Annotated in this window: 15 protein-coding genes; 5 read left to right on the forward strand and 10 right to left on the reverse strand. The window is 28.9% G+C overall.

Features of this window, described 5'->3' with window-relative positions; all coding sequences use genetic code 11:
- Positions 1 to 230: 230 nt before the first annotated feature.
- Entirely contained in the window at positions 231 to 2,018 is a 1,788-nt protein-coding gene (locus tag ACVHXK_RS11530) for a SpoIID/LytB domain-containing protein (protein ID WP_461206548.1), read from the forward strand.
- 347 nt (positions 2,019 to 2,365) lie between these two features.
- Here the strand turns inward: ACVHXK_RS11530 and ACVHXK_RS11535 are convergent, their stop codons facing one another.
- The 6 genes from ACVHXK_RS11535 to ACVHXK_RS11560 all read right to left on the reverse strand — a co-directional run bounded on the left by ACVHXK_RS11535 (position 2,366) and on the right by ACVHXK_RS11560 (position 9,963).
- On the reverse strand, positions 2,366 to 3,724 hold the full coding sequence (locus ACVHXK_RS11535) for a peptidoglycan-binding domain-containing protein (RefSeq protein WP_461206549.1): 1,359 nt from the start codon (positions 3,722 to 3,724) through the stop codon (positions 2,366 to 2,368).
- A 317-nt stretch (positions 3,725 to 4,041) separates the two neighbouring features.
- Positions 4,042 to 7,482 carry a S8 family serine peptidase gene (locus tag ACVHXK_RS11540; RefSeq protein WP_461206550.1) on the reverse strand — a complete coding sequence of 1,147 codons (3,441 nt, stop codon included), beginning with the start codon at positions 7,480 to 7,482 and terminating at the stop codon, positions 4,042 to 4,044.
- Between the two features lie 132 nt (positions 7,483 to 7,614).
- Positions 7,615 to 7,884, reverse strand: coding sequence for a 2Fe-2S iron-sulfur cluster-binding protein (locus ACVHXK_RS11545; RefSeq protein WP_461206551.1), 270 nt, complete (start codon positions 7,882 to 7,884; stop codon positions 7,615 to 7,617).
- 175 nt (positions 7,885 to 8,059) lie between these two features.
- Positions 8,060 to 8,797: a hypothetical protein gene (locus ACVHXK_RS11550; protein ID WP_461206552.1), complete on the reverse strand. Its 738-nt coding sequence runs from the start codon at positions 8,795 to 8,797 to the stop codon at positions 8,060 to 8,062.
- 86 nt (positions 8,798 to 8,883) lie between these two features.
- Complete coding sequence (locus ACVHXK_RS11555; protein WP_461206553.1) at positions 8,884 to 9,369, reverse strand: hypothetical protein; 486 nt, start codon at positions 9,367 to 9,369, stop codon at positions 8,884 to 8,886.
- Positions 9,370 to 9,504: 135 nt separating this feature from the next.
- Positions 9,505 to 9,963 (reverse strand): hypothetical protein, encoded by a 459-nt coding sequence (locus ACVHXK_RS11560; protein WP_461206554.1) that lies wholly within the window; start codon positions 9,961 to 9,963, stop codon positions 9,505 to 9,507.
- Positions 9,964 to 10,123: 160 nt separating this feature from the next.
- Between ACVHXK_RS11560 and ACVHXK_RS11565 the strand changes: the two genes are divergently transcribed.
- The gene (locus ACVHXK_RS11565; RefSeq protein ID WP_461206555.1) at positions 10,124 to 11,011 is read left to right on the forward strand and encodes a diacylglycerol/lipid kinase family protein; all 888 of its coding nucleotides are present in this window, start codon (positions 10,124 to 10,126) and stop codon (positions 11,009 to 11,011) included.
- 80 nt (positions 11,012 to 11,091) lie between these two features.
- On the opposite strand, the gene ACVHXK_RS11570 is transcribed toward ACVHXK_RS11565, so the two are convergent.
- The 4 genes from ACVHXK_RS11570 to ACVHXK_RS11585 form a co-directional block, all read right to left on the reverse strand.
- Complete coding sequence (locus tag ACVHXK_RS11570; protein ID WP_461206556.1) at positions 11,092 to 12,414, reverse strand: glutathionylspermidine synthase family protein; 1,323 nt, start codon at positions 12,412 to 12,414, stop codon at positions 11,092 to 11,094.
- Between the two features lie 100 nt (positions 12,415 to 12,514).
- On the reverse strand, positions 12,515 to 13,840 hold the full coding sequence (locus ACVHXK_RS11575; protein WP_461206557.1) for a glutamate--cysteine ligase: 1,326 nt from the start codon (positions 13,838 to 13,840) through the stop codon (positions 12,515 to 12,517).
- A gap of 249 nt (positions 13,841 to 14,089) precedes the next feature.
- Positions 14,090 to 14,425 (reverse strand): hypothetical protein, encoded by a 336-nt coding sequence (locus ACVHXK_RS11580; RefSeq protein ID WP_461206558.1) that lies wholly within the window; start codon positions 14,423 to 14,425, stop codon positions 14,090 to 14,092.
- 244 nt (positions 14,426 to 14,669) lie between these two features.
- Positions 14,670 to 16,574 carry a type I glutamate--ammonia ligase gene (locus ACVHXK_RS11585; RefSeq protein ID WP_461206559.1) on the reverse strand — a complete coding sequence of 635 codons (1,905 nt, stop codon included), beginning with the start codon at positions 16,572 to 16,574 and terminating at the stop codon, positions 14,670 to 14,672.
- A 546-nt stretch (positions 16,575 to 17,120) separates the two neighbouring features.
- Here ACVHXK_RS11585 and murI point away from each other — a divergent pair.
- From murI to ACVHXK_RS11600, 3 genes are all read left to right on the forward strand, one after another.
- Positions 17,121 to 17,891 carry a glutamate racemase gene (murI, locus tag ACVHXK_RS11590; RefSeq protein WP_461206560.1) on the forward strand — a complete coding sequence of 257 codons (771 nt, stop codon included), beginning with the start codon at positions 17,121 to 17,123 and terminating at the stop codon, positions 17,889 to 17,891.
- Positions 17,892 to 18,251: 360 nt separating this feature from the next.
- Positions 18,252 to 18,533: a DUF503 domain-containing protein gene (locus tag ACVHXK_RS11595; RefSeq protein WP_461206561.1), complete on the forward strand. Its 282-nt coding sequence runs from the start codon at positions 18,252 to 18,254 to the stop codon at positions 18,531 to 18,533.
- Positions 18,534 to 18,962: 429 nt separating this feature from the next.
- Positions 18,963 to 19,478: a peptidylprolyl isomerase gene (locus tag ACVHXK_RS11600; protein WP_461206562.1), complete on the forward strand. Its 516-nt coding sequence runs from the start codon at positions 18,963 to 18,965 to the stop codon at positions 19,476 to 19,478.
- Positions 19,479 to 19,645 lie beyond the last annotated feature (167 nt).

Below are 19,645 nucleotides of genomic sequence, written 5' to 3' on the forward strand. Positions count from 1 at the left end.
ATATTAAAACTTTTGATGCAACCACTACCTTATAAATCAACAATTCTTTAAAAGAGGTCATTTTAAAAACACTATTGCATAAAGTTGTTACTATAAATTTACTCTGACTAAAAAGTTTTCAGTTCACTATAAACTACATACTATCAACTTTACACTGTGAACTGTGAACTGTGAACTGTGAACTGTGAACTGTGAACTGTGAACTGTGAACTAATAAAAAGGAGCTGCTTATGAAAAAGTTATTATCTACAATTATAATTTCCATTTTCGTTTTTTTGCTAATCTATTTATTTTTGCCAAGAAAAGCAAACAATGCAGTAATTTATAATATTTCAGAAAAAAAAGTTGATCTATATATAGATAGTATTCTTAAAACTTTTGTGCATAGAAATACTCAAATTTCAAAATCAGATGTCATTGATTGTAGGTATAATAAATTCTTTATGTATTCAGTAAAAATTAAAGATCCCATAAAAAATAGGATTATGATTAAAAATGAAAAGTATTATGAAGTTGAAAAATACGGCAATATAAACTTGGCTGAAAATTTATACATTTATAGCCAAAATGATAACTCCATAATCCCAAGTAGTAAAAATAGTATTTTAGTAGGAAAAGGAAATGTTGATATTTATTTAGATGAAAATAATAACCTTGATACATTTATCATACATCCTTTAGATTATAGTACCATGAGAGTTGCTATATCTACTGATAGCTTTCAATCCATATATCATACCACTTTAACTATACAACCTTCTTCTGATTGTATGTTGTATAACTACCAGGATAATCTTGAAGTTAATATATCTTCAAATGATATAATTCACATTAACTCATTAAATGGCGAACTTTTAATTTCAGTTAATAACAAAGAATATAAAACTGGCAGTAGAGTGTATATTGAAAATTCTACATTTACTATAAAAGATATTCAAAGGGAATATCCACAGTTCAATCCTAATTATGATGGATGCATTGAACTTTTCCCTACTATCAATGGTATCATTGTAATAAATGAAGTAGATCTTGAAAATTATCTTTCAAAAGTAGTTCCATCAGAAATGCCAACAAAAGGTGGTCTTGAAGCTCTAAAATGTCAAGCAGTGGCTGCTCGAACCTATGCTATATCCGATATGTTAAGTAATAGATTTGCTAGCTTAGGTTTTTATGTTGATGATAGCACAAAGAGCCAAGTTTATAATAATACCCTAACTCAAGATTTAACTTCAAAAGCAGTGACAACAACTAAAGGAATTATTATGACCTACGATGGTTCACCTATAGATGCTAAATACTATTCTACTTCTTGTGGCTTTGGAACTGAATTTCAAAATATATGGTATCGAAAGGATGCACCAACTGAAAGCATACCTTATTTAGGAAATAATAATTTTCTGATTTCAAAAATATCTATACCAAATACTGAACAAGAGTGGCTTGATTATTTTAAGTCTACCTCAATTGAAAGTTACGATTCAATCTCTCCTTATTATAGATGGTATGCTAGTTATTCAAAAGATGACCTTGAAAAAATTCTATACTTAACATTAAGTGATAAATTCCATAGTAACCCTGATTATGTAAAAATCTTAATTAATAAAAAAGAAAAAAAAGAATTCCCAAAAGATTTAGGTGCTCTATTAAAAATAGACACTATTAGAAGAAGTGAAATGGGCAATATTTTAGAGTTATCTTTCTTGTTTGAAAATGCCGAAATAATTGTAGATAAAGATGTTAATATACGACGATGTTTTAATAATGGAAATACTATTGTAGCTACATCTATTTCTGTTTTGAAAAATGATGGTTCAACTATTGATAGTTGGTCAACGCTACCTTCCTCTTTTTTCTCTACAGAAATCTTAGGAGATACTATTAATATTTACGGGGGCGGTTTCGGTCATGGTGTAGGCATGAGTCAATATGGAGCTATGAATCTTTCCTTAAAAGGCTATAGCTATGAAGATATTTTAAAATTATTTTATAAAGGGATAAATATTGAGAAAATATATTAAAATATTTAATTAAAAACCTTAAAAACAAATGCACAATGCACAATTAATCTAAGAATTTGGCGTAGCAAAATCTTCCTTAACTTCACACTCCACATTTCACTCTTCACACTATTATTAGAGTAAAAACTTTATTTTATAAATCGTAATATACATATCAACAATATTCTAAAACAAAATCTTAATTTAAAATAAATAACGGGAGTGTTCAGCTAAGCTAAAAACTCCCATCTATTTTTATAATTATTTAATTATTTTAAACAGCTTCCTTTACTCTACTAGAAATATTTTTCTCTCTTATCTTTTGAAGTACAAATATAGCACCAAATTATATTATTTTTGTTACTATTTTATTGTTCATAAGGATAAAATATTGTAGGCACATCACTATTTATATACGGTGGAGGTGGTATAAACATTTTTCTCTTAATAATTTTTATTTCTTCTTCATCTTCTGTGTAACCTCTACTTTGTAATTCTGCTATTTTTGTTACTGCTACATATATATCTGAAATTTTATACCAAGTTGCATAATCAACTACTCCTATTTGTGGCAAATAGAATATTTTTTGAAAAATATTAACTGCTTCCTTGGTTGCTTCACCATAAATACCATCAACCCTCTGTTTTGGTATTAAAGGATAATTATCAGCTATTCTATTTAAATATTTTTGAACTGTTCTAACCGGTTCTCCACTTGAACCTAGCTTTAAAACATATCCTGGGTATGACATAGGAATACCTTTTACCTCTTTTGCTCTAACTAATTCTAAATTAGATCCGTAAAAATATGTTAAAATCTCATATGGAACCTTACCATCATCCCCTAAAAACTTACTTCCCCATTGTGTAAGCCATCCTGGGCATTTAACTTTTTGACCATCACAATATTGAGTAAGTAACGGTTGCTTCCTACCAGGTCTTTTAGTATACGTTGAAAATATTTCATCAACAACCCTACTAATGTTAGAATAAATATTTCTACCATAAGAAAATGCATGATCATAAGCCGTTGAACTTGTAATATCAAAAGTCTTACCTTTTCCTCTATACCATTCTGTATATATTCTATTTAAGGTAAAAGAAATAATACAATAAACATTTGCTCTTATTGTGCTCTCTGGCCAAGTTGCAAAAATTTCACAAGAAGCTACATTTTTTATATAGTCCCTATATGTCACTGTATAATTTGGAGCTGAAGGATCATTAGGCCCACCTGCATGCACAACAATCAAACCAGGAACAACTACTTCTGGTAATACAACTCCTCCTGTCGGTGGTGGCAGTTCTTTATTAGGATCTTCAGGGATTTTAGGAGGAAAATTCCCAACCAAAGTGTTCTCCTCAATGTTTATAATTTCTTCTTCTTTTACTTGTCTCTGCCCTGATGAAGGTACCATTTTACATTCTTGAACTGCTAAAGTATCAGGAAATATTTGACATCCTCTTATAAACATAGGTACATAATTAGGTGCCTCAACTTTTAAGTCACATAAACTATAGGGCATTTTATCTGATGGCATTTGTGAGTTATCTAAGGGTGGAGTTGTTAATTCTATTTCATCAGTTACCCCTATATCACTTGTCGTTACATTTTTTTCAACTTTATCACTTTGGAGTTTATCCTGCACTACAGTTACCTTAGCTCCTACTATAGGTACATAAGATTCTCCTTGTAGCGTTTTTATTTGGATTCTTCCCTTTGCCATTCTACACTCTCCATAATATTACTTCATAGTTATAATATGATAGAATATATTGCTGGGTGAGGATAATTTTTAAGTCAATGCACAATACATTTAAAAGATAATGTGCAATTTGCAATTAGCAATTTGCAATTAGCAATTTGCAATTAGCAATTAGCAATTTGCAATTAGCAATTTGCAATTAGCAATTTGCAATTAATGATGATTCTCCTCGTTCCTCGGAGAATCTTTAATTCAATAAATTTAAAAGGATTTTTTAGCTCCGCTAAAAAATCCTCACATTAATTGCACATTGCACATTGCAAATTGCAAACTATCTATCAAGTTCTTATCTCCCTAAAAACTCCTTCCATATCTAGTTGCCCATATCCCCAGTTTCTATTAGGATATATATCTCCTTTGCGCTGACCTGCTCCTCTGATTAGATAAGTTTTAACCTTTGTTGAGTACATTGTAGGATCATTGCCTTTAACTATTCCCCATTCTAATATTAAGGCACATGCACCTGCTGTTACAGCTGCGCCTACACTACTTCCTGAAACTATTGTTTCGCCTCCACCTGGTTTGGTTGTTTTAACATTAACTCCACCCCCTGCTATTTCCGGTTTAATCATTAAATTTCTTGTATATCCCCTTCCAGATTTCACAACAACAGTATTAATATTTTGATTATAAAAAGCAGTAGAAATTGCTTTTTCTGAAGTAGATGGTATAGTTATTGTTCCGTTCTGTGTAGGATTCAAAAATCTTGTCTCTTCCATCAAAAGAGCTCGTTGTGGTAGCCAAGCATTATACCTTCCTGTTACAACATAATCTGCATATAAATTAAATTTCCAAAGTCCACCTCTTATATTTGTGATTTGTATAGTTATTCTTTCATCACCTGTTATCTCCTCTGGCAAACTATAATTAACAGTTATTACACTTCCCTCGTAAACGAGTTTAATTATTTCTTCTTCGAATAATCTTGCAGGTATTTTATCAATAACCTCGCCTGATGGAGATACTATTCCTATAGATATTTTATCTGGTTTTGAACACCATATCTCAAATTTTAAATTTTTCTGAAGAGAGTCTACTTTAAGTTCTATAGTCCTAACATCCCCTATTTTCTCAAAATCGCCTGAAGTATGAATTTCTTCATCACCTTGATTACCAACTCCTGTTGCAACTACTAACCCTCTAACCTTAGATATTTCATCAATATATCTTTCCGTTATAGCTGTACCATCATGTGCCCCTTTATTGCTCTCAAATGGAAGTAATATCACTAAAGACTTTCTTAACTCTCTTGATTTTTCGTATAAATATTTTATTCCAAGAACTAATTCTGCGCTACAATACATAGGAATATCTTTATCCCCTACCCCTTCTTGTTTTTTGATACTATTCTTAACCCCATTTAGTTTAACTATTAAAAATTCACAATCTGGTGCAGCTCCTATTAATTCAGGATTTTTACCTCTCCCACCCACAATCCCAGCCATAGCTGTACCATGTCCAATTATATCTTTACTGTTTACTATACTATAAGGATCTCCTCCTGCCTTTTTAACATTAATAGCTTCATTTATTTCTTCTCTTGTGTATTCTTTTCCAACACCAAAAACTCCAGGTGAACCGTTCTCTTCAATGCTCTGATCCCATATATTTATTATTCGTGTTGTATTATCTTCATAAATAAACTCATCATTTAAATAATCAATCCCTGTATCAATTATCCCTACCATTACACCGTTTCCCCTTAATTGAAAAACTGGATTGTTATGAAATTCACTTATATTAGCTGCATCTATTGGCGATACCTGTGATAAAGTAAAAATTGTTGGCTCTTCTACATAGACAATCTCTATAGTATTTTTAAAAAACTCATAGGCTTTATCGTATTCAACAAAAGCTACTGCATATCGTTCATCTAACGCAAAAGCTGCTCCAAAATCTATATTATCAAAAACTTTATTCAAATCGCCTTCATACTCAATTATAAAGTTACCGTATTGTTCTCCAAAAAAATATTCATTGTAATTTTTACTTAACTGTCTCATTAATTTTCCATAACTCCTACTATTAATGGCCAATTCAAGCCCCCCTTTCACACACACTTTACCATATCCCCATAAAGGACTTGGATAATCAATATCTTTTCTATCTCTTATCGCCCCTTTTAGCAAAAAATATTTCAATCTATCGCCATACATTAAAGGATCATTTCCCTTAACTATTCCCCATTCCATCAATAGTGCTGCAGACGCTGCCACTAACGGTGTAGCAAAGGATGTTCCTGACAAGGTATCATAAAAGCCTTCTGGAATTGGTGCTAATACTTTCTCACCTGGTGCAACTAGATCAGGCTTTGAAGATAATAAAGCTCCTCTTCCTGAAAAACTTGAAATACTATTAAGAGTAAAATCATAACTACCAGCGGTAATAACATCATTTACAGTTCCAGGTATTCCTAGTGTATTTATAGGGTCTGGTTTTAGAAATTTCGTATTTGGATTCAAACCTTCTGATATTGGCATCCACATATCAAATCTTCCTTGAGATTCTCCTACATTAAAAAGAGTTATTGTCCACAACCCTGAAGTTAATGAATTCTCATTAACAAAGCTAAATAAAATCTCTCCATTAATATCAAAAGGTTTTGGTCCACTATTATATATATATAATGAATCTTGACCTAGATTAACACTATTAATCTGTTTATTAATTAATATATTGCCTGAAGAAATGCCCATTGGATTTTTGATTTCAATAGCAATATCTGTTAGGAAATCCTTATAAAGCTGAATAACAAATGTTTTTTCATCCAACCCCATATTAAATGTAATTTCATTTTGTTCTCTTAACTTTCCTCCAACATGATGTCCGCTATCCCCTTCATTTCCTGCTGCAATTACAAAACTAATTCTTTCTAATGCAGTTACTGTGCTTATATATTTTTCAAGTAAACTACTTCCATTGTGTGCACCATCATTAGTGCTAAAACTCAAATTTATTACTAAAGGTATATCTAATTCATTGCTCTTATCCAATAAAAATTTTATACCCCTCATTAATTGGGTACTTTTTGCGTAGTTTACTTTTCCTACTCCTGTCATTTTAACCATAGCTATAAAAGACCTGTAGGCAGCCCCATAATTCTCCTTATTTATATTCCCACCAGCGGAGGCAGTACCCGCCACAGAAGTTCCATGTCCTATGACATCTCTCTCTGAAACAATACTATAAGGATTATTAGATTTTATAGCTTCATCAATCTGTTTTTTGTCCCAGACTTTTCCACCTTGTGAAAAATCACAAATATAAAGAATCCTAGTTTCATTCTGTTCATTCATAAAAGCTGGATGCATATAATCAATCCCTGAATCAATAAATCCTATTAATACGCCTTCACCAGTACAATTATAAGAATCCCATACTTCCTTTGCACAAATTTCTTTATTCTCTATAAGACCAGATGTATAAAGGGTTTTAGGTAACTCTAAATATTGTATCTCCTTTATCAATGCAATTTTATCAACATCATTAGGGTTGGTAGTTATAATACCAAAGCCATATCCCAAGTTTTCAAATTTACTCCCAAGAGCTTCTACTTTTTCTCTTACAATTTCTTCATTTTCACCAAATAAAACAATCAATTCTAGTTGACCTTTTATTATTTCATCTTGATTTGTATACTCAGCAATTTTATTTTTTATTTCATTAGGAACATTATTTAATAAGTCCAATAAGCCATCTATCTTTTTCGATGAAATCACCCCAATTTTATATATCTTACTCTATAATTATGTGAAAGCCCTTTCTTAAATTCATAATTAACATAAGTAGGTACAAAAAAAAGAAGAAAAATTTCTCTTTCCTCTTTATGTTTCTATTTATTCTAATTTTATCTATTCTACAGTTATTTTAACATCTCCAATAACTTCCGCTTCGCAAGCTAATCTATACCCTTCTTTTATTTTCTTCTCACTTAGTAATTTCTTCTCAGCCTTTGTAATTTCCGATAACTCACCTTCTAAAACTTTAACTTTACATTTACCACATTTCCCTTTACCATTGCAAGAATCTTTTATTTTAACATTTGCTTCTTTTGCTACTTCCAAAACTGTTTTTTTCTTCTTTACTTCTACCTCATTTATAAATTGAACTTTATTACTCATATTATTCCTCCTTTATCTTTAGGGTAATATAATATTTACTAATATTATTACCAAAATTCACTTGCTCAATAATAGATCTACTTAAAGATAATTAAATTATAATTATTATCAATTAATATTTATTATCATTATACTTCATTTTAATAAATTTCACAATATTTTTTTATATTTTATTCTAATTTGCATTGACTCTTATAGATACTGCCCCATCCCAATTATATCCTCCAGGAATAATCGTAATATCTATCATAGTCTCACAGGTTACTTTAAAAACACCGTAAGTAATAAACTCTGTGCATCTATTTTTATCTGATATGAGGGTTCTATCAATTACCTCATTAAAATCTTCTCTTATAAGTTGAATTTTATCCCCAACTTCTACTGAATATCCTAGTTTTTCCACATTCACTTTATTTTCATCCACAATTGAATACTTAATAACCACTGCCCCTTCAATAGTTTCCATTCTATATGGTGCAAGTTTAAAATTATTATTTTCTTTTATCCAAACTCTAAACTGATTTCCAGTACCTCTAATTAATTTCTTTCCTTTAAAAAATATAGAACCCCCAAATATATTTTCTTCTTTTACATATTCTATTATTCTATCTTCTTTTTTTCCAAGTACAGTATAAGATATAAATCCTCCTGAACCTACTCCTGGAGAATAGAGTACTAAAACTTTATTTTTTTTCACTAGTTCCCATTTTTTATTGTAGAATTCCACATCTCCATAATTATCATAGTATTTTGAATAAATACATTTCCAGACACAAAGATTAAAATCATAAGATACAATATTAACTAGTACCTGATATTTCATTTTATCTCTATAGATTATCAGTAAATCATTCAACTTATTCTTTTCAAAATAAACAGGATACACTTCAAAATCATAATTTTCTTTAAGCATAAAAAAACTCCATAAAAATACTTATAATAAATTTTATGAAGTAATTATCAAATTATGATTTTATTATTTCTCTTAACTTAAAAACATCAAATACTATTTCCTTTGTTCGAAAAAAACTTGAGATTGTTCTTTATAGTAGAAAAGTATTCTATTAGCGGCAACTTATCCTTGTCATCAATAAAATAGAATTGAATCCTAAATTCTTTTTCTTTTCCCTCATCTTCTAAAAATTTAATTATTACATGTTCTTTATCTGTAAAAATATCTTTAATGTCTTTATAATAAATCATCTCACATTTCTTACACAAAATGTAATGTCTTATTTGAACCCTATCATCATATATCGCAACATAATCAATATATTTATTTTTTCTTACACGCCGATATTTAGGTAGAATAATAAAGTTTATAAAAACCAACATAGTGAAATAATACACAGTATTCCAATCATATATACCTAAGATAATATTTTTGATACACCCATAAATACAAAGTATCTCACAAGGAATAAAAATATAACTAATATGCTTATTATATTTTATCATTCTATCTTTATATAATATTCTATCCAAAATTATTCACCATCTTTCTTAGCAAAAAAGCCAATATTACTTTTAATCGTAATAAAATACTCTATTAGCAAAAGCTTGTCCTCTTCCTCAACATCCTTGAGATTAATTACATATTCTTTATCTTTTCCTTTTTTATCACTCCATATAACTTTTTATCTTGACTATAAACTCTATTAAATTTAATCTATCTTTTTCTTCTATAGACTTTAAATCAATTATAACTTCTCTATCCTTTACAGTATCATCCTTAACCAATATTTTGATTGTATCTTTATTGGTAGAAACTTCAATAATATCTATAAAAAGAATTTCATCAAGCTTTTTACAAAATAATTTTTTCCTTAGTGAAATCGAATTATCATCTATAACTAAATAACATTTATCTTTAATTTTTCTAAGTCTTATTACTATGTAAATATATATCAGTAGAATAATTCCTGAAATTATAATATACTGCCTAAAAGATATCTTTCCTCTTGAAGTAAACCCATTCAAAAATGGATTCAAAACACAAAAAAATATAATTAATAATGTAGATGAAATATTACTAGTTTTTACTTTTATATAATTTTTAGAATAATATATCTTGTCCATATTTTCCCTCCAATAAGTCACTTGTCAAAATAATAACATTAATATACAATTTTTACAAGTATGTATTATATAGTAGTATTCCGAAAACTAAATCATTTATTTAGCTTTAAAATAATGATATACTTGTACTACAAAACAAAAGTAAAATGGAGTTGATATATTGAAACATTTATTCATTATTAATCCTAAGGCTGGAAATGGCGCCTCGACTAAATTAATTCCCGAAATTGAAAAAATATTTGAGAATATTGAAGACGAATATTTAATTAAATTAACAAAAAAACCTGGGCATGCCACAGATTTAGTTAACGATTACGTTTCTAAAGACGATTATAGAGTTTACTCTGTTGGTGGAGATGGCACTTTAAACGAAGTAATGAATGGGCTTTTAGGAAGCAATAGCGAACTTGCTATAATTCCTTGTGGCAGTGGAAATGATTATGCTCGTAGCTATTTAGATTTTGATAACAAAAATATAGTAAATATATTAAGAGAAGCGATAGATGGGTCAAGCAAGAAAGTTGACACTGCAAAAATTAATGACAAATCTTTTATAAATATATCCTCTGTAGGCTTTGATGCTGAAGTAGTTAATAATGCAATAACAATAAAAAAAATCAAATTCATTCCAAATCATCTCTCCTATTTAATTAGTGTTTTTGTAACATTACTAAAATACAAATCAATTAAAATCCTTCTTGAAATTGATGGTAATGCTACAGAACATCATATTACATTACTAGCCATTGCAAACGGCATTTATTACGGTGGAGGAATGAAAGTTGCCCCAACTGCAAATATAATGGATGGTCAACTAGAAATATGCCACGTTAAACATACTCCTAATATAAAAATACCATTTATATTCCCAAAACTTGTAAAAGGAATCCATAATGAATTAAAAGAAGTTTCTTTCTATAAAACAAATAATATAAAGATATCTAGTGCGCAAGACATGACAGTTAATATTGATGGTGAGTTAGTTAAATTAAAAGAATTAATTATAGAAATTGTACCTAATTCTATTAATCTTGTTTTCCCTGCTTAAAATAATAGAGATTTTTTAGCTTCGCTAAAAAATCTCTTCCTTAATTGTGCATTGTGCATTGTACATTGTGCATTGTTTTTTCAATATACTGCCGGATTTGCCAGTATATAATATCCATTCTTATTAGAAATTTCATTAAACTGACTAACTCTTGTGTATACCCCTTTAAATTCTTCATTATATACAAATAGACCTAACATTGTATTAAAGCTTTCAAATACAACATCATTATCTTTTATAACAGCTAACTCAATAGAATATGGTTTTATAAATTCCTGTACAAGATAACCCGTTTCTACTGTTTCATGTAACAAATCTTCCCATTCTTTTTCAGAATAATCTTTACCAATGTAAACACCTTTTGCTGCGTATAAATCTCTAGGTTTTAGTACATACTTATCTTTATTAACTTTTATTTTATCATAATTATTAAAAGTTAAAGTTGCTGTATATGGTATATGATTCTCTACAAACGCTTTTTCCTCATCTGTTAGTATATCATCGCACTCTTCATGAAGTATCCTAAATATTATTTTATCATGAATTATTTGAGATCTCACAGGTCCCACAAAACAAACTTTCTTCTCTTTATAACTTTGGATTAAATCATTAAGTTCTTCACTATTTTCAACAAGCTCGCTTGTAACTAACCTTCTATATATCATATCTACTTTGAAATCTCCAAAATATAAACCGTCCTCTTGTAACTTCAACTCTCTTGGATCAACAACTTCGCACTTACAACCTTTATCTTCATAAGCCGCTTTAAACACTCTGAACTCCAATTGATTTCCTGCAGTTTCCCAATCTACTATAGCTACATTAGGTTTATCATTTTTTAAGTTATTATTGTAAGCAAAATCATTAAAATTCTTTAAACTCTCTTCTACCCATGAATTAATCAATTCAAGCTTGTTAAACTTATATTTTTTCTCTAAGTTTTTCATTCCTTTGCTTTCTATTATTATAGAATCAAGTTTATCAGGCCTATTCATTCCTGCTGAACCATCCCCATTTAGTTCACAAAATTTAAAGCTACTATCTGGATAGTAAAAAACATCAAATCTAGCCATAGGGAAATTTTTATTATATCCATAATCAAGAAGTATAAGCTCTTCCATTTCCTTAGTAAATCCAAATTTATTTCTGAATTCCTTATCATCACAGTATTTTTCAATTACTTTATTTAATATACCACTTAAATCTTTAGCCAATCCTTTAAAAATTTCAACATCGTCTTTACTTAAAAAATGAGGGTGAGTTAAATACGGAATAGGAACCCCTCCAAAAATTAACCCAGAATTTTTGACCTTTTCTTCTATTTCTATCGCATCTTCCAAAAACAACTCTTTATTATCTTTTACCCAATTTATAAACTCTCTGTTTAATTCATCAAATCTCATATGTTAACACCTCTTTTTTATAGATGCTTCTCTCCTATCGTCGAGAAACTTTAATTAAATAAATTCAACGATTTTCTTACTAAAGGCAAGAAAATCATCCTTAATTGTGACTTGTACATTGTGAATTATCCATTGAAAATCTTCTATTAAGTATTTGTTTTTCTAATGCCTTTTCCATATCACAACCAAGATTTTCTTTAACTTCACTTGAAAGTGTAGTTCTTTTTTTGACGATATCAAAAAGTGGTTGTAAATACCTACCTTCTTCTTCATCTAAACTGTCTTTAGCTATATCTAAAAGTTCTTCTGCTATTTCGTAGATAGGCTTGCCAGCATATCTAGCAAAAATACCACTCTTTATAATTTCTCCTCGTACTTTTTTTAACTCTTTTGCCTTCACTGCGCTTATAATTTTATCTACCTTACTCAACGCTTGATCATTATACATAATGCCCTTTATTAACGAAGCAAATCCAACATTATATGGATACGGAACTGCATCAGGCATTCTTATTTCTATAAATTGTTTTGCCCTTACATCAGGGAAAACCATAGTCAATGCGTGTTCTAGTTTTTTCTTATCATATTTCTCTACATCAAAAATTTCTCTGAATTTCTTATCTCCTGTAAATTCTACTCCATCGCCGTCTAACATTAATATAGGAGGTACATTTAAAATATATTCTGCATATTTCTTATATCCAAAAACCTCATCGTCTATGCTTGTTAATATACCGCTTCTATCATTATCACAATTATTCCATATCAAAGTTCTTACGCAATTTTTATCCCATAGCATCCCTTCAAAAAAAGGTGAATTATCAAGGAGTGCACTAAAAATCGGTGAAAGTCCATTTGCAACCTTAAACTTTCGTACAAAGTCCTCTTCGCTAGTATAATCGATTGAAACTTGTAATGCTGCTGTTCCTTTCATCATATTCAAAGCATACTTTCCCTTATTCTTAAAGTAACTAGACATATATTCATATCTTTTCTTTGGAATAAATGGGATTTCAGAAATTTTAGTCTTGGGTTGATACCCTAGTGAAAGGAGTATTTGATTATTTTCTTCAATGATTGGTATAATATCACTTAGAAACTTTTTATATGCTATATCAATATCTCTTATGTCCTTAAAAGGTCCTACACTTAATTCCAATTGACTTCCTGGTTCTATACTAATTTCACTATATCCTTTTGTTGCACCTAAAATATTATTATTCTCATATTTAGGTTTCCATCCTTTTTGTACTAATGAATTCAATATATATTTTACACCTTTTTCATCATAATAAGACACGAAAGAAAAATCTTCTTTATTTAATACAAAATGTTCAAATTCTATGCCTAATTTTAACTCTTCTTTTTTTTCATTTGAATTAAAATAATCTACAATAACTTTCTTTTGTTTTTCAAAGTCATTCATTTTATCTCCCCTTTCAACCTTAATAATTTTATCTGAAGTTAATTTATAATAACCAATACCTAATATACTTTATACTTAAATAATTATATATTAGATTATACTAATATATACTATTGATATCAATTAATTTTTCAAAAAAATAATTATTTAATAACAATTCTCAAATAACACTAAATTTAAAAGGCTCTTCCAATAATGAAAGAACCTTTTAAATAATTATATTTGTTTCAAAATCTATTCTTTTACTTTCTATAACTTTTCATCACTTTTAATTTTCTGAATTTCTTCTTTAAATTCTTCAATCTTACCATTTGATTCATCAATCTTTACACAAAATTCTGCTATATCACTATCAACTGCAACACCAAATTTATAATTCTCATACAAAGTTTTTCCTATCTCATAATAAATATCCTTGATTTTCTTTTCTTCTGTACTAATTTTTCCATTCAACTTTGTAGTTTCTATTACTTCCCCTGACTTCTGTGAGACCTTTTCTGCACCTTTTTGAGCGGCATCTACTGCTGTACTCGCCATACCTGATGCTGTGCTTTTTATTTTTGACATATTTAATTTAAAAGCCATTTATATCATCTCCTTATTATTACAAACTATACTTATTTTAATAATATTATACTTATAACCATTTTTCAATACCTTATTTCTAAAATTAACCATATTTTAATAATTTATTAGATAAAAGGCTTTGATAGAAAGAGTTTTTGACTTACATAATATTGTTTTATCAATAATGAGAAATAATGGATGACTTTCTCAGCATAAAAAAACAGTTCCATATTTGGAACTGTTTTTGATTTAAATTTTAATTTTAAAAATCTAATATATTTGCTTTATAAGTAGCGTACGCTTCTCTCAATTCATTTATTTTATCATCCAATTCTACTTGCATATCTGATGTTGCTACATAATCATTTTCTTTAGCAGCATCTTTGATTTTATTGAATAAACATTTTGCTTCTGGTGTATCTTTCATTAACTCTAGTCTTAATAAATTTACTTTTTCCCAATTAGAAATATCTACATCATTTGCACATTCTTCACAATGTAATTTTTTAGATGCTCTAACTTCAGCCATATAACTAGGAATTATTCTACCAGTTAATTCTACAACCCATCTTCTTTCAACACCTTCTGTAAATGATGCTAATAACTCTTCTGTGAATACTTCACCAGCTTTTAACATATCCATTTTTTCCGGATAATTTTTAAATCCAAGCAAGTTTTCATATACAGTTGCAGGCGCTGAGCCAAACATTCTAATTCTTTCTTCTTCTGTATAATCTTCAAATACATCTTCTTCACTTCTATAAGCTCTATCCTTAGCAAAGTAAGTTCCAACTTCTACTCCTGCTTCTTTTGAAAGTTCAGCAAGTAAATCTGACTCAGTTTTATTGTTATCAACAGCATACTTCATTCCATCTACAGCTGCCATAAATAAAGCTGCTAATACTAAATATGTGTTTGAATGAGGATTTGGAGCTCTAAGTTCAAATCTAGTAGCCATTGGGTTTCTTTGGTCTCTAACAACACCTATTAATATTGTTCTGTTTCTTGAAGGTATTTCTACTTCATGACCTATAGAAGTTACTATACAAACCGGTGCTTCAAAACCTGGTTTCAATCTTCTTAATGAATCATTAGTTGCTGATACAAAAGGATTGATAACTTCGTAGTTATTTAAAACACCCATTAATGATGCATATCCTATTAATCCTAAGAATTGATCTTTATCAGTAGCAGTAAATAAGTTTATCATTTTTCCATTTTTTAATTTCAAAGAGAAACTAAGATGTGTGTGCTCTCCATTACCAGCTACTCCTTCAATAGGTTTAGCTAAGAAAGTTACATCTAATCCATATCTTCTAAAAGTTTGTCTTACAATAATCCTTGCTTGAAGTTCATTATCTGCAGCTTGAACAGCATCTGCATATTTCCAATCTATCTCTAATTGCTCTAGAATATGAGAAAAATCTCCATCTTCTCCTAGAGTAGATTTAATTCCACCAACTTCTTTGTGTCCCATTTCTGCTTCAAGACCATATTTATCTAATAATAATAATGATTCCTCTAATGCTCTTCTAACAGAACCTTTTGTTCTTGTCCAGTAAGACTCTTGTAATACTTGAGTTGTAGATAATTGTTCAACATGAGCTCTTTCTTTTGGAGTTTTTACCCAGAATTCTAATTCAGTAGCTGCAGTAGCTTCAATTTTTTCAACATCATCAAATGTTAAACCATATGGAGCTAATAGTTCTGGCTTGCTTTTATACATATCAAAAAGAGTACTCTCTACATATTTGATGGCAGATTTTAATATTGATCTAGAGTCTACTGCTTTTCCTTCATGGATTAAAGAACAAGGAATTCTCAATGTTCCTACCGGCTTACCTGTATCTTCACATTCTAACTTATAATCATAATCAACGAACCAATTTACATCTAAGTCAGCAATCATATCAACCTTTGCATTATTTAATGTAGCAATGCCTGGCAAAACAACTGAAGACCCGTCTGTTTGAACTGCTCCTTGCAAAAATTTTTCAATATCTTCTAACATAATACTTATAGGAATTTTTTCATCTGTATCATTTCCTGATAAATCCACCCCTACTATAGAAACAAACTTAATCTCTGGATGAGCTGTAAGAATCTCATAAACTGCGTCAGTTGTGTGCTTTTCTTTTGGTATTGCAAAAATCAAATCTTTAAACATAAATTTTCCTCCTTAAATTTTCATCTTTATATTTTTCCTAATAACACCCTAAAGTAAACATTAATTACCTCTTCGTGTCATTTTAATAACAAATTCCAAAGCCTATTTACTGGATAATTCAATAACTTATACCCATTTCGTTGCTATTTATATATAAATATTATATTGTTTTTATTGATTTGTCAATAATTTTATTTTATTACTATTAATTTGTTATAATTATAGCTGTTAGACATTTTTTAAATTAAATCCTAGTTATGATTTAATCAAAAAAAATATATTTTTTTTAATTTATTAATAAATTTATGTGTATTATTGTAGTAAATTATAAATCAAAATCTACTTATTAACAATAGATTTTTGTTTTTTTTTCTATATTTTCAGAATATTTATTGTTATTATGATAATAATTTCATAATATAGTAGTATTGGATGAATATGTTTTGTATAATTTAATAAGTAGTAATTTAAATATTTATCTATAATACATTTGTGCAATAATTAAAATTAGGAGGTGCAGACTGTTCTTAAAAACGGTCGCTTACGATGAATAATAACCCAATTGGTTTTTTTGATTCTGGCGTTGGAGGCCTTAGTGTTTTAAAGGAAGCAATAAAAATACTTCCTAATGAAGATTTTATTTATTTCGGTGATTCAAAAAATGCACCTTATGGTACAAAATCACTTGAAGAAGTTAAAAAACTAAGTTTTGACGCAGTTAAATATCTTATTAGTAAAAATGTTAAAGCCATTGTAGTTGCCTGTAATACTGCGACTTCTGCATCTATAAATGATTTAAGATTAGAATTCAAGTCAATCCCAATAATTGGTATTGAGCCCGCATTAAAACCAGCTACTAAATTAAATATTAAAGGTCCAATAGTAATCATGGCTACCCCCATGACTTTGTCGGAGAAAAAATTCAAAAATTTATTAAAAAAATATAATAAAAATTCTGAAATAATACCTTTACCATGTGCTAGATTAGTTGAATTCATAGAAGATGGTATAACAGAAGGAAAAGAATTAAACGTATATTTAAAAGAAAAATTAGCCCCACTTAAACAACATAGTATTTCCTCTGTGGTTCTTGGTTGTACGCATTACCCATTTGTTAAAAAGGAAATTAAGAACATAGTAGGTGATAGCATACCACTAATTGATGGTGGCAAAGGTACAGCTAAGCAACTAAAACATAAGTTAACTACACTAGACATATTGAATAATCAAACAGAAAGTGGTAAAATAACTATTTTCAACTCTCTTGAAAATGATAGAATTATAAAAATGAGCTATAATTTACTCTTTGATGTGTAGACTATAGGTATAGTTTATAGTTCACAGTGCACAGTTTATAGTTTATAGTTCACAGGTCACAGGTCACAGGTCACAGTTTTTAGTTCTATTTTTAAGACTTGCTGCTATTAATAAGTATTGTTTATTTAATAGTTATTGTTCATGAATAATTTGCAATATGCAATCGATGTTGATTTTCTTCCCTTTGGTCAGATAATCTTTAATTATTTAATTAATTCAAAAATTTTGCATATCAAAATTCTCTTTAATTAGAAATTGCTAATTGCAAATTAGATAATTGCAATTTATTATAACTAGACCAAATTTTTTAAATATCAACGATATTATAAAACATATCCTAAATACAAAAGAGGTGTTTTTTTGATTATCGGAACAGCAACAATTAAACTTTCAGCTACTTGGGTACACTCTTTAAAAGAAAAAAGAATGATAGTTAAAAGTATTATTAACAAGGTGAAACATAGATTTAACGTATCAATTGCTGAAGTTGATGCTCAAGACTACCATCAAACAATAATTATTGGAATTGCTTGTGTTAGTAATTCCACTAGACACGCAGATAGTGAACTTCAAACAGTTATCTCTTTCATTGAAAATAACTCAGATGCTGTGATGGAAAAAACTGAAATAGAAATACTTTAAGAGCAATGCACAATTTACAATGCACAATGCACAATTAATGATGATTTTCTTCCCTTCGGTCAGAAAATCTTTAATTAATAGAAGAAAAACACTAAAGCAAAACACTCATTATTCATTGATAATTTATGTTTTATAATTCAAAATTAATGATTTATCATTAATAAAAATCTTTAAACAAATTAAAGAAATTATTTAGCTCCGCTAAATAATTTCATCCTTAATTGTGCATTGTGCATTGTGCATTGTGCATTATTATTTAATGTGCATTGTGCATTGTGCATTATTATTTAATGTGCATTGTGCATTGTGCATTATTATTTAATGTGCATTAAGTATTAAGTATTAAGTATTAAGTATTAAGTATTAAGTATTAAGTATTAAGTATTAAGTATTAAGTATTAATAATTATAAATAAACGGAGGTAACAAAATGAACCCAATAGTAACTATTAAAATGATTAATGGAGATGTTATTAAAGCAGAGCTTTACCCTGACATAGCTCCTAATACTGTAAACAACTTCATAAGCCTTATTAAACAAGAATATTATAATTCAGTAATATTCCACAGAGTTATTCCTGGCTTTATGATACAAGGTGGAGATCCTGATGGTACTGGTACAGGTGGACCTGGGTATTCAATTAAAGGTGAGTTTACATCTAATGGATTTAAAAATGATTTAAAACACACTAAAGGTGTATTATCAATGGCTAGAACTTCTGCCCCTAATTCAGCTGGAAGTCAATTCTTTATTATGACAGCTGACTCTCCTCACTTAGATAATCAATATGCTTCTTTTGGAAAAGTAATTGAAGGAATCGAAGCTGTAGATGCAATAGTTCAAACAAAAACTGATTTCAGAGATAAACCTTATGAAGACCAAGTAATGATCGAAGTTACTGTAGATACATTTGGAGTGGATTACGAAGAACCAACTAAGCTATAGTTTATAGTTCACAGTGCACAATTCACAGTTAGTAGTTATATAGTTGTATAGTTGTATAGTTGTATAGTTGTATAGTTATATTAATAATATCATTACCCTTGAGAGTAGATATATTGTCAAATAATTTCTTACTTGTAGGTTAATGAGAGTTAAATCAAACCATCAAC

It is taken from the genome of Clostridium sp. DL1XJH146 (assembly GCF_054819755.1).

Excerpts from the sequence above, each read along its gene's own strand:
- ACVHXK_RS11545 (WP_461206551.1), bottom strand. The coding sequence starts at position 7,884 with ATGAGTAATAAAGTTCAATTTATAAATGAGGTAGAAGTAAAGAAGAAA.
- ACVHXK_RS11560 (WP_461206554.1), bottom strand. The coding sequence starts at position 9,963 with ATGGACAAGATATATTATTCTAAAAATTATATAAAAGTAAAAACTAGT.
- ACVHXK_RS11580 (WP_461206558.1), bottom strand. The coding sequence starts at position 14,425 with ATGGCTTTTAAATTAAATATGTCAAAAATAAAAAGCACAGCATCAGGT.
- ACVHXK_RS11575 (WP_461206557.1), bottom strand. The coding sequence starts at position 13,840 with ATGAATGACTTTGAAAAACAAAAGAAAGTTATTGTAGATTATTTTAAT.
- ACVHXK_RS11585 (WP_461206559.1), bottom strand. The coding sequence starts at position 16,574 with ATGTTTAAAGATTTGATTTTTGCAATACCAAAAGAAAAGCACACAACT.
- murI (WP_461206560.1), top strand. The coding sequence starts at position 17,121 with ATGAATAATAACCCAATTGGTTTTTTTGATTCTGGCGTTGGAGGCCTT.
- ACVHXK_RS11535 (WP_461206549.1), bottom strand. The coding sequence starts at position 3,724 with ATGGCAAAGGGAAGAATCCAAATAAAAACGCTACAAGGAGAATCTTAT.
- ACVHXK_RS11570 (WP_461206556.1), bottom strand. The coding sequence starts at position 12,414 with ATGAGATTTGATGAATTAAACAGAGAGTTTATAAATTGGGTAAAAGAT.
- ACVHXK_RS11530 (WP_461206548.1), top strand. The coding sequence starts at position 231 with ATGAAAAAGTTATTATCTACAATTATAATTTCCATTTTCGTTTTTTTG.
- ACVHXK_RS11600 (WP_461206562.1), top strand. The coding sequence starts at position 18,963 with ATGAACCCAATAGTAACTATTAAAATGATTAATGGAGATGTTATTAAA.
- ACVHXK_RS11550 (WP_461206552.1), bottom strand. The coding sequence starts at position 8,797 with ATGCTTAAAGAAAATTATGATTTTGAAGTGTATCCTGTTTATTTTGAA.